The sequence below is a fragment of the Chryseobacterium arthrosphaerae genome, from assembly GCF_001684965.1.
Lineage (GTDB): Bacteria > Bacteroidota > Bacteroidia > Flavobacteriales > Weeksellaceae > Chryseobacterium > Chryseobacterium arthrosphaerae.
Genome location: NZ_MAYG01000001.1, coordinates 1561476 through 1581937 on the forward strand (window position 1 = coordinate 1561476; position 20462 = coordinate 1581937).

Here is a 20462-nt window from a genome sequence, read left to right on the forward strand (position 1 = left end):
TTATTTTATAATTTATCCAACAGCTTCTTTTTCTGTTCTGCAAATTCTTCTTCCGTTAATATACCATTTTCTCTAAGCTTACCTAATTTTTCAAGCTTATCAAATATGACTGCAGGATCTTCTTTTTTCACCGGCCCCGGCTGAGATCTTTCAGATTGCTTTACAGGTTGTTGTTGTTGTTGTTGTTGTTGTTTTGCCGATTGGTTTCCTGATTTATATACATAACCATGAATCGCGTCATAAAATGTTTTCGCTGCATTTCTGTTATAAAGCTTGAATTCTGCTTTAATACTGTCTGTAAAGATTTTCAGCTCGGACGACATCAACCCGGAGCTATGCTGCATTGATGAGATTTTATCATGAGGAAACTCATTTTCAAATACACCACCAAAGAACTTTTTATCAACAAAAACCACTCTGCTTTCTGTTGAAACTAAAATCCCTTCAAGATTATTATACAGGTATTTTCCTTCTGCAATGGCAATGATCTTCTCATTTTTATCGAGAACATTGACCAGTTCCTTTACCTCACTGTTGACAAAAATACTGAGTCTGGCATTCAATGCTACAATCTGATCTTTGATTTCATCAAGTCTGCTGGCAGGTGATGTTCCTCCTGTAGTAAAGCTAAACTGGAATGAATGAGAAGTCTCTGTGATTATCTGAGCCTGAGGAGCCGGAATCTCAACTTCAATCTGTTCTTCAGCATTCTCTACACTTTCTCTCAGGACAATATCCCTGATCTGCACCAAACTGTAGCTGGCGAGGTCAGACACAAGATCTTTATTGATATTGGTTGCTTTATTCAGACATTTATTACACAAAACACCTCCGTCAGAGAGTTTGTTTTCTCCCAGGAGGGTATCCATTGAAGTTAATGGCAATCCACATAGAGCACAATCTGTGTTCATTTTAATTTTTTATGTTTACAAATTTTCAAGTAAGGTCAGAATACAAAGTCTGTCCCGGCTTTTCCATGATTTTAGTACAGATAATCAGAGTTTATCCAACAACTTTTTCTTTTGTTCTGCAAATTCAGCTTCTGTCAGCACACCCATTTCTTTCAGTTTACCCAGTTTTTCCAACTGCTCAAAAACAGTTCCGGAAGATTGCTGATGATTGGTGCTGTATACATTTTCCTGAGCAAAATCGGGAATAGACTGAGAAAAAGCCTGTAAGGGTCTGGAATCCTGTTTTACAGGTTCAGAATACCTGAAGTTTCTGTTAATACCCGTGAATGATCTGCCGTCGTTTTTATTATGTAATTTAAATTCTGCTGTACCTGCACTGGTATTCACCTTCAGAATTGAATACAAAAGATTTTCAGCATGATCAATGGAAGAAATACTATGAAGAGGAAACTCATTCTTTACCACTCCACCTAAGAATTTCTTATCGATGAAAGCCACTCTTTTTTGGGTCGAAAAAATAATTCCTTCCCGCTTACTCTGAAGATCAATTCCTTCAGCTATGGCTAACAGCTTTTCATCTCTGTCCAGAATATGGGCCAACTCGTTGACTTCTTCATTCGCTAAAACACTGAGTCTTGCATTGAGCGCTACAATCTGATCTTTAATTTCGTCGAGCCTGGTGGGTGCATCATAAGCATACGTACTTCCCCCGGCATATTGGGATTCCCCTGGATCCTGGCTGGCATCAATTTTACTTTTAAGAAGCATTCCTGTAATTTCTGCAAAGTAAAACTGATCAAGATTATTGAGAAGATCAGGATTGACACGAACGGCTTTTGTAAAGCATTCAGCACACAGATAACCGCCATCTGCAAGTTTATTTTTCCCTACAAGCATATCTGTAGCCGTCAGCGGTGTTCCACATAATGCGCAAATCATATTCATCTGGTTTTTATGTTTAAGAGTTTTTAATGAAAACAGGCTGGTAATTCTTTCCTGTTTTTGTTATCATCCAAATTACAAATTCTGATCCGATTTTCCGTCCTAAAAATATTTAAATCTTCGGATTTGTCAAAACGGATTTCCTTTTGCTATCTCAATCTTAAAATATATAGGTAATGTCTATAGAAATTTAACGAAAATACAGTCTCTTTTACTTGTTGCTCTCTGAAAAATCTGAATTTCATGCCATTGACTTCAGTACTATAAATACAGTAATCATCTATTTTATTTGTGGGTATATTTACAGCTTCTCCAGGAGTTTCTTTTTCTGTTCTGTAAACTCTTCATTGGTAAGAATTCCACTTTCTCTGAGTTTTCCAAGTTGTTCTAAAAGTTCAAAAATCCCGGTATCAGAATTTTTTTCTGTTGGATTATCTCCACTAAGAAATGTACTTACCGTTGTACAAAACTGCTGAGCAAGCTCCGGGCTTGTTTCCCGCAAATGAAAAATCTTTTCTTCAGTACACAATTCAAGGATTTCCTGGGATTTCAGATATTGGATAAGGATCATTTTTTCATGAGGAATAACTTCTATAAAATCAATTCCGAGTCCTTTCATAATCATCCTGCTATCTGTAGAAAGAAGAAGTACTGCCATCTCATCATATATCCCGTCTATAATATGGAGAAGGTTTTCATCCTCCATCAAAATATCAGGAAGCTGGTCTATTTCTTCTGCAGGCCATGACAATAGATCCGGGTTGAGGTATCTGATCTGATATTTTATATTTTGCATGGACGGATGGTTTGATTTTTTATAGCTTATTAAACAGTTTTATCTTTTCCTGTGAAAATTCCTGCTCGGTCAGAATTCCGTTTTGTTTTAATGTTCCGAGCCGTTCTATAAGATCTAAAATGGTTGTAACAGACTGCTCGTGAGGTGCCGTTTCACCCTGATTCGCCATTAAATGGCTTACTGCTTCACAAAATGCAGCTCCTTGTTCCTGGTTTTCAGGCTCCAATTTAATATCTTTTTGGGGTGTAATAATGACTATTGTATTATCCGAAGGTAAAAAATCAATTGAAGTAACATTTTCAAGAGGTATGGTTTCTTTAAATGCAAAACTCAGATAGTCGCCGGCATCAATGAAGATCAGCCTTTTATCGGTTGCAACAAAGGTTCCATATCCTCTCTTATAATGCTTTGCAAATATCCCGTGAATCAGCTCATCTTCATAGATCGTCCGGAAAATCTTTCGTAATGCCATTTCCGAATAATCAGAAAGGCTTGGATTGACTTTAAAGAGATGAGCCATGAATTCTCTAAACCCTACCTCTTTTTTTAATAATGTTCTCACCTGATAAAGGCTAAACTCATTACAGTTTGAAGAAAAACCACTGTATATTTTGTTCATTTCAGATTTGCAATCGCCACAGATATCTGTATTATCCTGAAGCGTTCCCCTGCTCCAAAATGAAATATCGCCGTTACATATGACACAACTTATACTCATCTTTTTTACAGTTTACAAGCGTTCAAGTAATTTTTTCTTTTGTTCAGCAAATTCTTCATCAGTGATGATTCCTTTTTGTCTGAAACCTCCAAGCCTTTCCAGGACATCAAAAACTGATAGTTCATTGGAATTTGGGGAAGACTCGGTTTGAGGCTTCGGTTTCCCTTTTATCAATTCTACCTGCCTCTTTATTTTTCCGGATAATAGTCCCGGTTGTTTCAATATACCTGAAAAACTCAGTATAATATCTGGGGTGCCAATGTCTATCCGGTCTTCAGATGCAACAAAATCTACGGAAACAATATCCCGGTAATCAATGATTTCAGGAAGCGTTATATTCGATTTGTCTCTTATAAACATCAGCCTTTTGTTGGTAGCAAGCAAAATACCGAATATATTGCCATAAAAAACATTAGAGGCATGCTCTGTCCATTCATTCTCAATAAGTGCCAAGAATAATTTCATCACTGACGAAGTGCTGGAAAAAGCAATGTCATATGTTTTGACAAGATGATGTATAAAGTTCTGAAATAATACGTCTTTTGCCAGAAGTTCCTGTATCTGAAAAGAAGTATAGCTCTTAAAATAAACAACATTGCCCAGATTCATATTTCTGAAAGCAGTTCGGGCTTTTTCACTACAGGGGTCGCATATATAAGTTTTATTAGCAAGTTCTTCTCCCGTAGAAAAAAAGCCGGTAGCATTCTTCAGCAGCGTTGAACAACCGACACACTTTTCCATGACGAAATGGTATTAGTTTATTCTGTTATCCTAAAAAATCTTCCAAAGAAACCGTCTTCTGTTCTCCGGCTTCAAGGTTTTTAAAGGTAACTGTATTATTTTTAATTTCTTCTTCGCCTAAGAAAACAAGGTTTTTGATCCCTTTCTTTTCTGCGTAGGTAAACTGTTTATTGATTTTGGCATTCTCAGGATATAATTCTGCTGAAATTCCTTTTGCCCGCAGCTGCATGATCAGCTTTAAAGCTTCTGTAGTTTCTTCACCTCCGAAATTGGCAAAAAGATATTCTATTTTAGAAGATGCTTCTTCAGGGAAAAGATTTAATTCTTCCATCACCAGATAAATTCTGTCTAATCCGAATGAAATCCCAATTCCCGGAATATTTTTTACTCCGAATACTTCTGTAAGGTTATCATATCTTCCGCCGCCGCCGATAGATCCCATGGCTACTTCATCTGCTTTTACTTCAAAAATAGCTCCTGTATAATAATCCAGGCCTCTTGCTAAAGTAATATTGAACACAAGATTCTGAATATCAACACCAAGATTCAAGGATTGTGTAAGAACAAATTCCAGCTCTTCTACTCCTTTCAGTCCGGTCTCATTTCCTGCAAATTTTTCTTTTAACTGCAGAAGGTTTTCCAAAGCATCGTCCGACTGGCTGAACAGGAAGTCCAGTTTATCAATAGATTCCTGAGAGATTTCTCTTTCCAGCAATTCTTTTACAACGCCTTCTTTTCCAATCTTATCCAGTTTATCCAAAGCAACAGTGAAATCAATAAGTTTATCTGTGATGCCTGCATATTCAGCTAATCCGGAAAGGATCTTTCTGTTGTTCATATGGATGGTAACAGGCACTTTCAGATCGGCAAATGATTTTAAATACAGCTGAACGAGGTCCACTTCCTGCAATAAGCTTTCACTTCCCACAACATCTGCATCACACTGATAAAATTCTCTGTATCTCCCCTTCTGAGGGCGGTCTGCTCTCCATACCGGCTGAATCTGGAAGCGTTTGAACGGAAACGTCAGTTTTCCATGATTCATAGCTACAAATCTTGCAAAAGGTACAGTAAGGTCATAACGAAGGGCTTTATCTGAAATCTGTGAAGTAAGCTTCTGATGACTTTTATGGTCCCAATCTTCCTGATTTACTTTTGAAGTATAATCTCCTGAGTTTAATATTTTAAAAATCAAGCGGTCACCTTCTTCTCCGTATTTTCCTGTCAACGTGGAAAGATTTTCAAAGCTTGGTGTTTCCAATGGCTGAAATCCGAATAATTCAAAATTATTCTGAAGAATATTGATAATGTATTTTCTTCTGGAAACTTCCTGTGCTGTAAAATCTCTCGTTCCTTTTGCTAAACTTGGCTTCATTTTATAATGGATCAATGATATTAATTAAACTTGTTGTGGCTCATCCATATTTTTGATAAAGCCTTAAACATCTAAGACTTTTTCTCTATTTTATAATTTAAAAATTAAGATTTAGATTATTTCACCGGATAAGTCCTGCAAAAATAAGGAATTGCAGGGACTTTACATAGTATAAAATAAGTTGAAAAAAAGAACCGGATTCGATTTGCCTTATATGTTTGAACTGGAAAGTCATTGCAAGGCAACTCATCCGGCCAGAGCAGTATATAAACTATCCTTCAGTAAGATTATTTAGAACTGATTATAAAAGTTAGTTTCCCCCGGCTAAACAACATATAACAAAATATATCCATACAGGAATTGCTCAATGTATTTTATACAGGAAATTCAAAAGCTGAGGAAAAAATTTCCTCAGCTTTTGTTTTCATCTGATTTCAAAAATCATACACTTTCAAGAATTTCCAGGATCTCTTCACCATAATTTTCAATTTTATGTTTTCCAAATCCTTTGATTTCAAGCAGCTCTTCTTTTTTGGCAGGCTTATACTTCGCAACAGACATCAGCTCTTTATTACTTGCGATAAAGTAGGTCGGAAGATTTTGTTCTCTTGCTTTCTCTGATCTCCAGAGTTTCAAAGCGTTCAGAATTTCTTCTTCGTCAGAGCTCAGCGAGTCGTTTTCTGCAGAGTATTTGACCATCTTTGGCTCTTTCACTGTATTTTTAACCTGTTTTAACTCATCAAAATACAATATAACAGACCAATAGCGTTCTTCACTCACGAAAGCTGTTTCTACTTTCATGATATCATTGGCTTCCAGGAAATCATCTAACATTTTCTGGTCTCTGTAGAGAAATTCTTCAGGAAGTCTTATTTTAAAAACTTTCACTTTCATCATTTGCGTTTTTAGAATTATTTGCCTCCTAATAACAGGATTTCATCTACACGAATTTCTGTGATATACCTTTTGGTACCGTCTTTGTCGTCGTACGATCTGTACGTAAGCTTTCCTTCAATGGCAATTTCCTTTCCTTTGGAAACATACCTTTCAAAAATTTCGGCTGTTCGTCCGAATGCAATCAGATTGTGCCATTGTGTTTCTTCTACTTTTTCGCCTTTGGCATTGGTGTAATGATCGCTGGTAGCTAACGACACACTTGCTTTTACATTTCCGTTCTCGAAGTTTACCATTTCAACTTCTTTTCCTGTGTAACCAATTAATGTTACTTTGTTTCTTAGTGACATAACGTTTAAATTTTAAAGATTAATAATTCAGATAAGAGACGTTCACTGTTTTCTCAAATCTCTGTTGCAAAGTTGCCGATGCCACCAAACAATAGTCGGTTATAAACTATTTAAATTCATTTGTAGTCGTTTGTAAACGGATAAATCAAGTTGATTATTTTATAAATTTTCTTATTTCATGACATTTTTTACTTTTATATAGATATCAATCAGACAATTATATTATCTAAATTACTTTTTCAATGATTATTTTAAGTTCATTCAAATTATCCTATTTTTCTTTCTAAAAGTGGTTTATACCCTCAAACCTATCCATTTACAAACGGATAATTCCTTATCTTTGTGAAAATTCATTTATGAAAAGGGACATCAATATTTTTGAGTTTCCTCTCAATTTGGGACTTACAAAGAAAGAGCATGAGATAGAGCCCGGCGTTAAAAAGCTTCCGGACTGGCTCAGAAAGTTCGGTTTTCATAAAAGAATTGATCCTGAAAACATATTCAGAATTGATGCTCCTGAATATGCAATGGATTTTGATGAAGAATCAAAAGTCAGAAATGCTGATCAGATCATTGAATATGCTAAAAAACAGTCTGAGATTATTCTGACCCATTATCATAAAAATTCCTTCAATATCTTTCTTGGCGGTGACTGCAGTATTCTGATAGGCAATGCACTTGCTTTAAAAAAGCTGGGCAATTTCGGACTTTTTTACCTTGACGGGCATACTGATTTTATTCCGCCTGAACTCTCAGAAACCGGAGGTGCAGCAGGAATGGATCTTGCAATTATTTCAGGAACGGGGCATGATAAATTAACGAATATTGAGGGTCTGAAGCCCTACTTCAGGGAAGAGAACATCTTTTGCTGTGGAAATGCTGAAACAGATGACGAAGAATATGTCAGTCAGATCATCAGTTCAAAGGTGCATTATTTCGATATTGAAAGATTAAGGAAAAACGGATTCAGCAAAACAGCAGAAGATTTTCTGAAAATGACAGATGAAAAGAAACTGAACGGCTTTATGATCCATCTTGATGTGGATGTCCTGAAAGATGAACTGATGCCTGCCGTTGACAGCAGAATGGAAGATGGAATCAGTTATACAGACCTCCAGGACATGCTGGAGCCACTGATTAAAAATCCCGGATGTTTTGGCATAGAAATAACCATTCTGGATCCTGATTATGATGAAAACGGGAGATATACCCAACCTTTCATAGAAAACCTAATTCAAATTATAAAAAGTAAAGAAGATTAAATGAAGAAGACAATAAAAAGAACATTCAGAGTCTCAAAATATGTGATCTATAAGGAAACGCTGGTTGATTACAAAGAGCATTTCTGGTCTTTTTTAGGAGCATTTTTCGGGATCGGAATCATAGCATTCATCCAGTCCCATTCTCTGACAGAGACTGAAAATATATTTCTGATCGGTTCTTTCGGTGCCTCGAGTGTATTGATCTACGGAGCGATCCAGAGTCCTCTGGCACAACCCAGAAATCTGGTGGGAGGCCATGTTCTTTCAGCTTTGGTAGGGGTTACCGTTTATAAGATTGTCCCTGATATTATCTGGCTCTCGGCACCATTGGCTGTTGCCTTTTCCATTGTGCTGATGCAGTATACAAAAACCCTGCATCCTCCGGGAGGTGCTACAGCATTGATTGCAGTAAGTTCGACGGGAAAAATTCCGGAATTAGGGTATTGGTACGTTATCTCTCCGGTTCTTTCGGGGTGTATTATCCTGCTGCTTGTAGCATTGTTTTTCAACAATATTACGCCTAACAGAAGTTATCCTTCCCACAGCAGGTTTAAAAGACTGTTAAAGAAAAGACATACCCATCACACCAAATAAATAAAAATGAACTGTCTGGAATGTGGCGAAAAAATCATCGGAAGGTCTGATAAAAAGTTTTGCAATGATGCCTGCCGGAACGCCTACAACAATAAACAGAATAAGGATTCTACGAACCTGATGCGGAATATCAACAACAAACTTCGCAAAAACTACAGAATCCTTGTAGAAACCAACATTGAAGGCAAAACTAAAGCAAGCCGTTCTAAACTGGAAAGCTTAGGTTTTGATTTCGATTATTTTACCAGTCTTAAAGTTTATAAAAATGGTTCTGAATACAGGTTTATTTATGATTATGGCTATAAACTCCTTGAAGATGACTTTGTGCTGATTGTAAAAAATCAGTCATAATCTTCCGGATCACATTAAAACTATTATTATGAAAGAAATTGTTCTGATTACCGGTGCCAATGGCATGATCGCCAGGAAGCTGGCCGGGAAAATTGAAAATGAATATGAACTGAGGTTTCTGACCCGGAAAAAGAAATATGCCAATGAATATGAATGGGATATAAAAAAAGGAACCATTGAGGAATCTGCTTTGGAAAATGTTTCTCACATTATTCATCTTGCCGGTGCCAATATTTCTGAAAAACGATGGACAGCAAAACGAAAGAAAGAATTGATTTCCAGCAGAACAGATTCTGCAGCATTATTACAAAATGCACTGAGCAGGAAAGAGATCAAACTTAAATCTTTTATTTCGGCTTCAGGAATTAATTTTTATGGAACGGAAACTACGGAAAAAATATATTCTGAAAATGATCTCCCCGGCCATGATTTTCTGAGTGAAGTGGTGGTGCTCTGGGAAAGGGCTGCTGATCATTTCAAGGAACACAACCTTGCAGAAAGAGTGGTTAAGATAAGAACTGCGGTTGTTCTTTCTGAAAAAGACGGAGCATTAAAGAAAATGATCCCTCCTATTCAATATTATATAGGATCTCCATTAGGAAACGGTAAACAGTACATGCCATGGATTCATATTGAAGATATCTGCTCTATATATGAATTTGCTTTAAAGAATGTCAATATTCATGGTGCTTACAATGCTGTTTCACCTCAGCATGTCACCAATGCTGACTTTACAAAGAAAGTAGCAGAGGTTCTGAATAAACCTTTATTGATGCCCAATGTTCCTGCCTTTATTCTAAAAATACTGTTTGGCGAGCTTGCCAATGCTATATTGGAAGGTTCACGGGCCTCTTCACAGAAAATTCAGGATGCGGGATTTCATTTTAAATTCCCGGATCTGAAAAATGCTTTAAAAGATCTGTTAAAGGATCAATAACTATAAAAAATAAAGAATTCAAACAACACTATGCAGAATCCCGACATTGATATTATAAAAATAGAGATCTTATCAGACAACTGGTATACCTTAAACAAAGTTACTTTTACGGTTCACAAAAAAGACGGAACCACAGAGACCCAAAGCAGAGAAGCCTATGACCGGGGTAACGGAGCGGTGATATTGCTTTACAATACCGTTTCCAGGACGATTATTCTGACCAGACAATTCAGACTTCCTACCTACATCAACGGAAATGAAACCGGGATGCTGATTGAAGCCTGTGCGGGACTTTTGGATCAGGATAACCCTGAAGACTGTATCAGAAGAGAAACTGAAGAAGAAACCGGCTACAAGATCTCTAAGGTAGAAAAGATATTTGAAGCGTATATGTCTCCCGGTTCTGTAACGGAAATCCTTCATTTTTTCATCGCAGAATATTCCAATGATATGAAAATTACGGATGGCGGCGGCCTTGAAGAGGAAGGAGAAAATATTGAGGTACTGGAATTATCTTTCAATGATGCACTTTCAATGATTGACACCGGAGAAATTAAAGATGCGAAGACAATTATGCTGTTACAGCATTTAAGGATCAAAGGAATATTATAGTAAATTTATAATCATGTAAGCTGTGGCTGGAAAAATCGTTAAAGTAATTGCTCTGTTTTCAGTTGTTATTTTCAGTATACTGATGCTGAAAACGATTTCCCAGTATACTTCTTTTGAAAAAAATATCGGGTTTCTGGCCTTCAAGCAACAGGTCGTCAACAATCCGTACTGGATGGCTTTTTTCTACGTCCATATTTTTTCGATAACGCTTTGCCTTCTGGCCGGCTTAACACAGTTTTCGAATCAGTTTCTGACAGAGAATAAAAATCTTCACAGAATCATTGGTAAAGTTTATGTTTATAATATTCTCATGATCAATGTTCCCGCCTGTTTTGTTCTTGGATTATTTTCCAATGGAGGGCTTATAGGCATTACGGGATTTCTGATACAGGATATTCTCTGGGCCTATTTTACTGTGGTTGCGGTACTTTCAGTCAAACGTGGAAATGTTGACAGGCATAAGAATTATATGATCTTAAGCTATGCCGTAACCACTACTGCCATTACCTTCAGGCTCATTAAAAATCTGTTTTATGATGAAAAGTATCACGATTATGAACTTTTCTATGGAACCAATGTCTGGCTGGCCCTTGTCATCAACCTATTGATTGCTTATCTTATCCTTAGAAAAAACTCCGCTCCTATCGCTCAAAAGAGAGATTCATAATAAAAATACAGAGGGTAACACTTGCTATAAGCAAAAACGAACCAATGAATATTAATGTATTAAAAAGGATCCTGTATCGGCTATCTTTCGTCCATCGATTAAAGAAATTCATAATCAGATAGGAAATTCCGGCAAAAAGTGCCACAAAAAATATCGTTAAAGCAGTTAATGAGTCCATTGGGTTAATTTGTGTAAAACTATTATTTTAAAATTAAAAAACAACATAAGAGATACAAACATCACGAATTTAAAGCAAAACATAACCTTTCACTCAATGGTTTAAAATCTCTAATGTTATTTCAATTTTCATTAATTCTCTGAATCAAACAAAACTTATTACCGCTCAAAAGAAACATTTGTAGCAAAGATATAAGTACTGAGAGACGATACCAGTAGAAATGCCACAATGAATATGATGGTATTCAACAGCACTTCATATTTATGGTTTTGGGTCCATCGGTTACAAAAACGCATGATTACATAAGAAATCCCTCCAAAAATCCCAATTATAAGGAGAAAACACAGGAAGAGAAAAAGATAGATCCAGTCAAAATACATATGGTTATTTTTTTATTAAAAATGATTATTTTAAAATTAAGGAAAATCATGAAGGCGCTGTACAATTTTAAAGTTATTTTTAATTCCTTATATCCTATTCAAAATCAATAGCTTAAAAGAATTTAATCCTGTACATCCATACCGTTTTCCTCACCAAACGTCTTCCAGTAGTTATATTTTGCAGGATCCGCAAAGTCAGGATCTTCTTTATAATAATACAGCAATCTTTCCAATGCGTAGGAATACGTGTAATATTCCAGGGCTTTTTCGTAATGTTTTATTGCTTTTTTGGAACTTTGTTTCACGCCTAGTCCTTCATCATATAAAATTCCATAATAAATATGGGAATAAGAATCTTCATGGTCTCTTTTTAAATACCGCTGCAGATTGGCATAATCGTTTTTCCGGTAGTAGATTTCAGACATATTCTGTGAGTTGGGATACAGTTTTTTTTCTGCCTGCTTATAATATTCCAGGGCAATATCATAGTCTTGCAACAGATGTTCGCCATAGAAATACAGGTTTCCAAGGTTCTGTAAAGCCAATCCGTTTCCAAGCTCTGCAGCTTTCCGGAAACATTTTAATGCTTTTTTGATATCCTGAGGATATCCTATCCCCTCCTGATAATGGTACCCCAGATTATTCCATGCATAGGGCTGGTTTTTCTGCGCCGACTTTTCATACATAAAAAGACCTTTTTCAAGATCATAAAACTCCGGAATATCACTGTCTGTATAGATATATCCCAGTTCCATCATCATATCTGCATCCCCACGATCTGCCCCTATACTATAAAGCCTTACCGCATCTTTGATGTTTCCTTCTTTCTGATATTCAGCTGCCCGTGAGTTTAGGGTATCATTATCAAAATAAGCCTCATATCCGGAGCCTATCCTTTCTTTCCATTGATTATAAAAACCCGTGAAATATTCCAGATCTTTTCCACGGAGGCTATAGCGCTGTTTATACAAAGCTCCCATTTTGGCATCAGGTACAGGACGCAACACCCTGTTGATATCCAGAATAAACATTTCCTCTTTTTTGAAAAGACAAAGTAATTCTTCCTGGTATTCTATACCTTCACAGATATAATCATATACTTCACTGGAAGTTCCCGTTTTCTGATCATAATAAAACATGCCGTCACGGGTTGTTATACGAAATGCTTCGTGACTGCAGATTTCAATTTTACGGTGGTTTTCGGATAAAGGCAGAAGCCATTGATCTTCAAGAACATTATACAAACCTGTTCCGGTATGATCCGTAATGATCATTACATCCTTTATCAGATAATTGAAATTACTAACCGTTATATTCTCAATGACATGGTCACTTAATCTGTATACTTTATGTTTTGTATCCAGGATAAACCATCTCTTATCTTTTTTGTAAGCAAAAGATGACCAGTCGTCCAGTCTCACAAGCTTATCGATTTCGGTATCCAGAAGATTTCCATCCGGCTGTATGATGCTATGTTTTTTCTGGAATTTATTGGGGTTGGCTGAATAGTATCCGTCTGAAACAGGATACAGTACATCTTCAGGATATTCTCCCAAGAAAACACCGTCAAATGTATAATAAGCCCTCCTGGAAGTCCCCGCCTTCTTCTGATAAAGAAGACCGGAATAATCATGTTCAAACGGCCCTTCCGATTCATTGCTAATAACCTGTTTACCGGCTATATCAATGACCATATATTTACCTTCTTTTTTAGCATTGAAAAGCCCGTTGTACCACAACAGCTCCAGCTCATCATATTCACAGGGAATAACAGTTTTTCCGGTGTCAATATCAATTAGCCCGCTTTTGCTGTCTTTTTCTATGATTCCATAGCTCCTGTTTTCTATAAAAAGAGAATCAAACGCTTCATCATAGGCGCACGCTACAAGTACTTTTCCATCATTACGCAGATACCCGAACTGTCCGTTTTTCTGAGCGACGGCAATTCCTTCTTCATTAAAAGCAAATATTTCGTCATAGACGGCCGGTGTTACAATATTTCCTTTTTTATCTTTTAATCCCCAAAGGCTGTTTTCTTCAAAAGTTTCTGCAGGGTTTTTATACAGCTCATCATTCCAATAGCCGAGACCATATTCTACCCAGTCTGTCTGCAGCATATCCAGGAAGGATTCATAGCCACTTCTGGCAAATATTTCTTTTTCCAGCCAGCCCAGATTCTGTTTAGACATCGCTTGATCATACAGCCTGCTTTTTTCCTTGATCTCAAGCACCCAGTCTTTAGCCTGATCACTGTGTTTCTCTTCATTCATATTGAAGACATCCCAGGCATCTATCACAAAAGTGTCATAAGGAAGAGCATCCAGTATCTCAAACATTTTGTTGACAGGCTCGTAATATGCCTTTTTGTAAAGCAGCTGATAGTGCTCACCCAGCAACTGATAGAATGATTTCAGCCTCTCTACCCCATTGATCTTGTCAAAGTACAGTAGTTTTCCTTTCGATCTCGGATCACAGGAAAATAGCGGAAGCAACAATTCCGGGATCTCATAATTCCATTCACCCAGATAGTGGGAATATTGTTCTCCTGTTTTTGAATCCACATTATATACGTAAATACGGTGTGCCATACTTTTATCCTTTAATTGTTAAAAACCGAATTTGGAAAACAGTCCCGGTTTCTTCCATGAAGCTTTATATTCATCAGCAACAGGATCATAATCTGAAACCGAACGCACCTGATCCAATATCGCATGGGCTTCTTTTAAATTCCCTGACTGATAGAGCACCACTGCTTTTGCCAGTTCAACACTTTCCGTGAGATCATCATAGCCCCATTCTTCATTATTGTAGATGCCTGTAAACCGGTCTGCCAGCAATAATGTCTGATCTTTATTCTTCAGCTTTTCATAAGACCTGATTCCATAGCTTAACCACAATACATAATCTTCCGGATCCATCGCTTCCCCGCATTCAGCATCGTATTGACTGAATACAGAAGCGGCTTCGGAATAACTTCCCTGCAGAAAATCGCTTTTTACAATCATATAAATGGTTTTGGCTTTATCAAAAGCATCTAAAAGGAATTCTTTTTTATTAACGAGATAATTCCTGGCTGCTGAAGCCACTTTTGCATGGTTCTGCTCCTCGTTGTAAATCTGCATCAGGGCATACTGAGGATTGGGCTCCTGTGGAAAACGTTCCGCAACCTGTTCATAATAAGATCTTCTTGTATCCGGATCTTTTGTGTGCAAATCTTCAAACAGAATGCCTTCCAATATATTTTTACCGGCTTCCAGATCCCTGTAATCATAATCATCAATTTCCGGATTTTCCATGCTGTGCCGGTAGATATAGGTAAGCAAGTCCTCAGCTTCCCGGCAGACATTATTGCCTCCCGAAATTCCATATAGCTGAATCCGCCGTGCTTTGTAATATAGATTTTTGTAAAAATATTCTTCACACTCCCCATAAAGACTGAAATAGGCAGTAAGTGCTTCTTCTGCTTTTCCATAGTTTCCTCCATCCAGCAAAGCGTCAATCAGGACCAGATGAAGCTCTATAAATTCTGAATACCGAAGTCCTTCAGAAGCAATTGTGGCAGCAGCATGACGATCACCCAATAATGAATATTTAATGGCTAAATTATTACAGCACATTGCCCTTGTATGCAGATCATTGTGATAATCACTCTCCCACTTTCCTTCCTCAAAATATTTCCGGAAGGCTTCATAAGCCTGCTCATAGACCGTGCGGCTCACTTCGGTCCATTGAAGTCTGTCATTCCCATCCTCCAGTTCATCTATAAATTCATTCATATATACGCCTTCGTTATAGATGTCTGCCGGATCATCGGAAAACTCAGGAATTTCAGCAGTAACGGTTTTATACAGGTGATATTCCGATTCTGCTTTTCGTCTCCAGGCTGTGGCATTTGATGATATTGCAGTGGCTTTTTCCAATAAGGGAATAGCTTCAGCATAACGTCCGTTTTCGTAAAGATAGGTTCCGGCAAAATGATATCCTGAGAAAAGTTCCGGGTGGCTGCTGATCACTTCCATGGCATGATGATAATAGAAATCCGGAGCAATATTCAGGATATCACTGTAATTCCGTTCAATGATCAGCTGGTAGTAGAAAACGTCGGGATTACTGAACCCATTCTGAATAAGTTCTGCAAAACGCTGATGCCATTCCACCAGTTTTTCATGGATGAATGCAGAGGAATTTTCACCTTTAATTGCCTTCAGCATGATTTTCAGCGAAAGATCCGGAGCATTATTTTCATAGGCAATATCTGCAAGGTTGATAAAATCATATTCATTCCTGCTTACAAATGTAGAAAGCCCCTGCTCAATAACAGCAACGAGCTCTTCTCCGGAAACCTTTTTTTCACGATCGAGAAGGTAGATTTTTTTGATCCAGAATAAGGAGGTGTTCTTATCTTTCAGCTCCCGGTTATCAGCATCTTTCCCGAAATAATATATGCCGGCTTCAAGGCTGTTCAGAAGGGCCTGGTTTTCTTCCAGTGATTCATATATTTTAACCAGAAAATCATACCCATATCCGGCATATTCAGGATCTTCCAGCATACGTTCCGCATAGCTTATAAATTCATTTTTATTATCCCGGGTGATATGTTTCTTGCTTCTTCCTATCTGCATCAGGGTATATTCATTGTCTAAAGGATAGCTCAGAATATTGTATAAAGCTTTCTGATTATTGGGATTCAACTGCAGGATTCTGCGAAGATAAGGAATGACGTGATCCCTGATCGCTTCATAAACCTCTTCATGCCCGTCATAATAAACAATATCATGATAAGCCACTGCCATTAAAAATAAGACCTCTTCATCTTCTGGATGTGATAATAGATACAGCTCTCCTTCTGAAATACACTGATCCAGTTCTCCTCTGTAAAACAGTTGTTGTAATTTGTCGTACATTATTAATATTTTGCTCTATAATTCAATAGGTACATTTTCTGTTTGCCTGTACAAATACAGGATTCACATGATGTGGCATGCAAAATATAAAAAACAAAAGGAAAAACAAATGACACCCCTTATAAATCCCCGAAACCAGTGAGTAAATAATACAGGTCCATAGCCCGATTTGTAGTTTTTAAGTTTTAATTTTACCGAAATAAAAAGTACAGATTCTTCAATCAATATGAAAAAATTATTTACAGGACTTTCTCTGGCTCTATCGATGATGATGGCTGCCCAAAAAGCGCCTGCAAAGAAAAGCCCACTTGTTCTTTACAGTTATGAGACCTTTGGATGTGATGTTAAGGGATATTTTGATTCGGCGAAATATAAAAAAGAAGAAATAGACGGCACTTACCAACTTGTATATTCTTTAAGCGGATCTCCTTTTTCATCTCTTACTGTTTTCAATACTGTGAAATTGGATAAAGTCCGTAGTAACAGTGCCCAACTTCTGCAGCAGGCTGAGAAAGAGTATCAGCAGAGAAAAGGAGAACTTAATGCTTTAAAAATAATAGACCGGCCCTTATGGAAAAAGCAATATGCAGAGGCTGTTCGGGTATTGGAAAATGAATATCAGCTCAGAAAAGAAATTCTTATGGGGTATTCCGATCCTCAATCGCTTCAGAAAAGTATATTTTACAATACCTGTAAAGAGTATATTGATGCCATGACTACCAAAGACCCGCAGAAAATGTATTCAGTATGGAAGGGTTTATCTGAACGGAATTATTCCGGAACAAAGGAAGTTTTTACTGCTCAATGGAATGATCAGCGAAAAGATGATTATGCCCTTATGGATCTTATGAATGCTTTCCGTAATTGTGCCAGTAACAGCTTCAGACCAAAGGCTGATGAAAACGGCACTCTGCTGAAGGCTTTCGATGCGGTTTTTATCAAACTGAAAAGGGATTGTGACCGGCCATAAACTGATCATAAACCTCCTGTTTAAAGCAAAAAATCAAAATTCTCATTAATTGATAAAAATAACTGCATAAAATTGACACATTTCTTTAATTTTCAAATTAAAAGCCTTAATTTTGCACTGAAATTTTAGAAAATTCGGATTCTTTCTACAACTATGTGCATGGACAAAATGATGGTCGGGCTCTCTCTGGCTTTATCTATTAGTATTTCGGGACAAAAGGTTCCCACAAAAACCACCAATCTGACACCGTACAGCTATCAGACATTCAATTGTGACAACAAAGGATATTTTGACGCCACCAAATATGAAAAAGAGGAAATAGACGGCGTTAATAAACTTTTATATAAATTCAACGGGGTTCATTTTGACACCAATCCTATTTTTAAACTTTCCAGCCTTGAAGATATCCGCAAAAATAAAGACGCTCATCTGGAAAACCTGGAAAAGCAATACCAGGAAAAGAAAGAAGAGCTTTACAGCCTTAAAGTGATTGATCTTCCAATCTGGAAAAAGCTGCATGAAAATGCCATCCGGACTTTCGAAAATGAATATGAACTGAACAAAGAGGAAATTCTTGCTTTTTCTGATCCTTCCTCCCTTAAGAACAGTAAATTTTACGAAACCTGCAGAGAATCTATTGATGCCATATCATCTCCCGACAAAGAGAAAATGGTTGCTTCATGGAAAGCGTTTACAGAACTTAAAAGTAAAAACAATGCTGATCCGCAAGGCGTAATGAACCGTTTCAATGCCAAAATGAATGATCCGCAAAGGGAAGATTATGCACTGATCGATATGATCGGGCTGAGCTTCCACAACTGTGCCAACAGCAGCTTCAGACAAAGACGTGAAGAGGAAGAAACGGCTTATAAGGATTTTGACAGAATTTTCATGAAACTGAAGAAGAATTGTGATGTCCAGTAAGGAATTAAAATAAAAAATTATATACCGCCCCGGTTTGGGGCTTTTTTTTTGAAATTACAGAAATTATAGTGGCGGGGAAATCGATCCGTGAGAACGGTTAAGAAAAAGTTAACGATGGGTTAATGGCAGAGTGTTTCTTTGCCGGGACTGTAAATCCATTTATTTTCGCTGGAGTAAATATTCTTCTATGGACTTCCTGTATCTTTTTCTGACGACATTCATCATGATTTTTATACCCGCACAAAACAAACCGGCAGTTATACCTTTTTCTCTGGAAAATAATTCGGTATACATTCACTGTAAGGTCAATAATTCAGATCAACTGAAATTTTTATTTGATACCGGCGCAGACGGCTCAGTTATTAATACGGGTTCAAAGAAAGATATCAACCTGAAAATTGACGGTACGTCTGCCAATAAAGGGTCAAACGGGATAAATACGGTTGAATACAGCAGCCATAATACAATACAGTTCGGTGATATCCGTAAAGATGATGTCCTGCTGACTCTGATCCCTTATGAAACAACTAATTTTGACGGTGTTTTCGGAGCTGATATGATGCAGGGAAAAGTAATTGAGATTGATTATCACAAAAAAGAAATCCGGTTCTATGATGAAAACGACAGATCAATCGATCTTTCCGGTTATGAAAAAATGAAGCTGCATCTGGTTGATAATTATCCGGCTGTAGAAAGTTCCATCACAGTAAACGGCAAAGAATATTCCGGGTTATTCGGTCTTGATACTGGTGCTGATGACGCTCTTACCATTGCGGCTCCATATGCCACAAATAACGCATTTGCCCGTGTCATGAAAACAATAGGGAAAGCCAGGGCCCAGGGTTCGGATGGTTCTGTGTATGAAATGCCGGTAGTCAATTGTCCGTCCATTACTTTTGCCGGGAAATATCTTTATAATGTGCCTGTTACCCTTTCCGGTTCTACGGAAGGCATTGACGCTACAGAGAAAATGGCAGGATTTTTCGGGAATAAATTTTTAAAAAGGTTTAATGCTGTTATTGATTTTAAGAACCAAACGATTTATTTTAAGCTGAATCAAAACCTGTACTCGGGATTTGATTAAAAGACAGATTACCAGATATACTTAGCTAAACTCCCTATTTTGTTAAAATAAGATACTCATAATTTTAATTCAAACAAATTAAAAATGAATACGTTACAATTATTCAAATTAAATTCCTTAATTTTGCACCCCGAAAATAAGGATTAGAGATATGAAAAAAATTGGTGAGCACAGAACGCTTCTTGGGGTAGACAAAAATGTTACTTTAAAAGAATTGAAAACAATTTACAGAAATGCGATGAAAGACACGCATCCTGATAAATTCATCAATGATGAAGCCGGAAAACTGGAAGCGGAAGAAAAAAGTAAATCTGTGATTGAAGCCTATCATTTTCTGGTAAGCATTAATCCTGAAACACAGGAAAAATACAAAGAAGAATATACGGAAACCATCACAAAGTCTAATATTCAGGATTTTTATCTTGAAAAATCAATTTTGACCGTTCAGCATTTGAATGGAATGATGTATGAATACATCGGTGTTCCCAAAAACACCTATATCAAAATGATCAATGCTGATTCCCCAAGCCGTTTTGCAAGAAGGCATATCTATGGAAACTTTGTCTATAGAAAGTCTGGGGAAGCGATGGCAGATTAATTTTTTCTTACTATAAAATAAGAGGACTTTCAGTGTATTCTGAAAGTCTTTTTTATTATCCTACTTCCATTGCCTGATTTAATCTTCTATATAAATGAAGGCCATACAGTAATAATTCATCTAAAGAAACATTTTCAATATTCCTCCACACTAAAAAAAACACAACCTAATCATTTACAACACATTAAAAACATCATCTTTTATTAATTCTTATTTAAAAATATAGGTAAATTTCAATAATCATTCTATACTATCCTTGCATTTACAACTGTTC

20 protein-coding genes are annotated in these 20462 nt (G+C 37.0%); 10 read left to right on the forward strand and 10 right to left on the reverse strand.

Annotated elements, in window-relative coordinates; all coding sequences use genetic code 11:
- Nucleotides 1-5 precede the first annotated feature (5 nt).
- The 8 genes from BBI00_RS07115 to BBI00_RS07150 all read right to left on the reverse strand — a co-directional run bounded on the left by BBI00_RS07115 (nucleotide 6) and on the right by BBI00_RS07150 (nucleotide 6727).
- Nucleotides 6-911, reverse strand: a complete 906-nt coding sequence (locus BBI00_RS07115) for a PH domain-containing protein (RefSeq protein WP_083988533.1) — start codon at nucleotides 909-911, stop codon at nucleotides 6-8.
- Nucleotides 912-995: 84 nt separating this feature from the next.
- Nucleotides 996-1856, reverse strand: coding sequence for a PH domain-containing protein (locus BBI00_RS07120; RefSeq protein ID WP_065398114.1), 861 nt, complete (start codon nucleotides 1854-1856; stop codon nucleotides 996-998).
- A gap of 298 nt (nucleotides 1857-2154) precedes the next feature.
- Nucleotides 2155-2649: an SHOCT domain-containing protein gene (locus BBI00_RS07125; protein ID WP_065398115.1), complete on the reverse strand. Its 495-nt coding sequence runs from the start codon at nucleotides 2647-2649 to the stop codon at nucleotides 2155-2157.
- Nucleotides 2650-2668: 19 nt separating this feature from the next.
- Nucleotides 2669-3367: a PH domain-containing protein gene (locus tag BBI00_RS07130; protein ID WP_083988443.1), complete on the reverse strand. Its 699-nt coding sequence runs from the start codon at nucleotides 3365-3367 to the stop codon at nucleotides 2669-2671.
- Between the two features lie 12 nt (nucleotides 3368-3379).
- The gene (locus BBI00_RS07135) at nucleotides 3380-4108 is read right to left on the reverse strand and encodes an SHOCT domain-containing protein (protein ID WP_065398117.1); all 729 of its coding nucleotides are present in this window, start codon (nucleotides 4106-4108) and stop codon (nucleotides 3380-3382) included.
- A 25-nt stretch (nucleotides 4109-4133) separates the two neighbouring features.
- On the reverse strand, nucleotides 4134-5483 hold the full coding sequence (hisS, locus tag BBI00_RS07140) for a histidine--tRNA ligase (protein WP_065398118.1): 1350 nt from the start codon (nucleotides 5481-5483) through the stop codon (nucleotides 4134-4136).
- Nucleotides 5484-5924: 441 nt separating this feature from the next.
- Complete coding sequence (locus BBI00_RS07145) at nucleotides 5925-6380, reverse strand: HRDC domain-containing protein (protein ID WP_228394732.1); 456 nt, start codon at nucleotides 6378-6380, stop codon at nucleotides 5925-5927.
- A gap of 14 nt (nucleotides 6381-6394) precedes the next feature.
- Nucleotides 6395-6727 carry a single-stranded DNA-binding protein gene (locus BBI00_RS07150; RefSeq protein ID WP_065398119.1) on the reverse strand — a complete coding sequence of 111 codons (333 nt, stop codon included), beginning with the start codon at nucleotides 6725-6727 and terminating at the stop codon, nucleotides 6395-6397.
- A 356-nt stretch (nucleotides 6728-7083) separates the two neighbouring features.
- Here BBI00_RS07150 and BBI00_RS07155 point away from each other — a divergent pair, with 356 nt between their 5' ends.
- From BBI00_RS07155 to BBI00_RS07180, 6 genes are read left to right on the forward strand one after another with little or no spacing between them, the layout of a single operon-like run.
- The gene (locus tag BBI00_RS07155) at nucleotides 7084-7989 is read left to right on the forward strand and encodes an arginase family protein (RefSeq protein ID WP_065398120.1); all 906 of its coding nucleotides are present in this window, start codon (nucleotides 7084-7086) and stop codon (nucleotides 7987-7989) included.
- A complete protein-coding gene (locus tag BBI00_RS07160) occupies nucleotides 7990-8583 on the forward strand; it encodes an HPP family protein (RefSeq protein WP_065398121.1) in 594 nt (197 codons plus the stop codon).
- A gap of 6 nt (nucleotides 8584-8589) precedes the next feature.
- Nucleotides 8590-8934 carry a two-component system response regulator BaeR gene (locus tag BBI00_RS07165; RefSeq protein ID WP_065398122.1) on the forward strand — a complete coding sequence of 115 codons (345 nt, stop codon included), beginning with the start codon at nucleotides 8590-8592 and terminating at the stop codon, nucleotides 8932-8934.
- 28 nt (nucleotides 8935-8962) lie between these two features.
- Nucleotides 8963-9871 carry a TIGR01777 family oxidoreductase gene (locus tag BBI00_RS07170; RefSeq protein ID WP_065398123.1) on the forward strand — a complete coding sequence of 303 codons (909 nt, stop codon included), beginning with the start codon at nucleotides 8963-8965 and terminating at the stop codon, nucleotides 9869-9871.
- 30 nt (nucleotides 9872-9901) lie between these two features.
- A complete protein-coding gene (gene nudK / locus BBI00_RS07175) occupies nucleotides 9902-10483 on the forward strand; it encodes a GDP-mannose pyrophosphatase NudK (RefSeq protein WP_065398124.1) in 582 nt (193 codons plus the stop codon).
- Between the two features lie 22 nt (nucleotides 10484-10505).
- The gene (locus BBI00_RS07180; protein ID WP_065398125.1) at nucleotides 10506-11150 is read left to right on the forward strand and encodes a DUF2306 domain-containing protein; all 645 of its coding nucleotides are present in this window, start codon (nucleotides 10506-10508) and stop codon (nucleotides 11148-11150) included.
- 680 nt (nucleotides 11151-11830) lie between these two features.
- Here the strand turns inward: BBI00_RS07180 and BBI00_RS07190 are convergent.
- Together BBI00_RS07190 and BBI00_RS07195 are read right to left on the reverse strand one after the other, a co-directional pair.
- On the reverse strand, nucleotides 11831-14296 hold the full coding sequence (locus BBI00_RS07190; RefSeq protein ID WP_065398127.1) for an SEL1-like repeat protein: 2466 nt from the start codon (nucleotides 14294-14296) through the stop codon (nucleotides 11831-11833).
- Nucleotides 14297-14314: 18 nt separating this feature from the next.
- The gene (locus tag BBI00_RS07195) at nucleotides 14315-16612 is read right to left on the reverse strand and encodes a tetratricopeptide repeat protein (protein ID WP_065398128.1); all 2298 of its coding nucleotides are present in this window, start codon (nucleotides 16610-16612) and stop codon (nucleotides 14315-14317) included.
- Nucleotides 16613-16838: 226 nt separating this feature from the next.
- On the opposite strand from BBI00_RS07195, the gene BBI00_RS07200 reads away from it, so the two are divergent.
- From BBI00_RS07200 to BBI00_RS07215, 4 genes are all read left to right on the forward strand, one after another.
- Nucleotides 16839-17582: a hypothetical protein gene (locus BBI00_RS07200; protein ID WP_065398129.1), complete on the forward strand. Its 744-nt coding sequence runs from the start codon at nucleotides 16839-16841 to the stop codon at nucleotides 17580-17582.
- Between the two features lie 159 nt (nucleotides 17583-17741).
- Nucleotides 17742-18506 carry a hypothetical protein gene (locus BBI00_RS07205; RefSeq protein WP_065398130.1) on the forward strand — a complete coding sequence of 255 codons (765 nt, stop codon included), beginning with the start codon at nucleotides 17742-17744 and terminating at the stop codon, nucleotides 18504-18506.
- A 187-nt stretch (nucleotides 18507-18693) separates the two neighbouring features.
- Nucleotides 18694-19590: an aspartyl protease family protein gene (locus BBI00_RS07210; RefSeq protein WP_065398131.1), complete on the forward strand. Its 897-nt coding sequence runs from the start codon at nucleotides 18694-18696 to the stop codon at nucleotides 19588-19590.
- A gap of 151 nt (nucleotides 19591-19741) precedes the next feature.
- Nucleotides 19742-20188, forward strand: a complete 447-nt coding sequence (locus BBI00_RS07215; RefSeq protein ID WP_065398132.1) for a KTSC domain-containing protein — start codon at nucleotides 19742-19744, stop codon at nucleotides 20186-20188.
- Nucleotides 20189-20462: the final 274 nt, after the last annotated feature.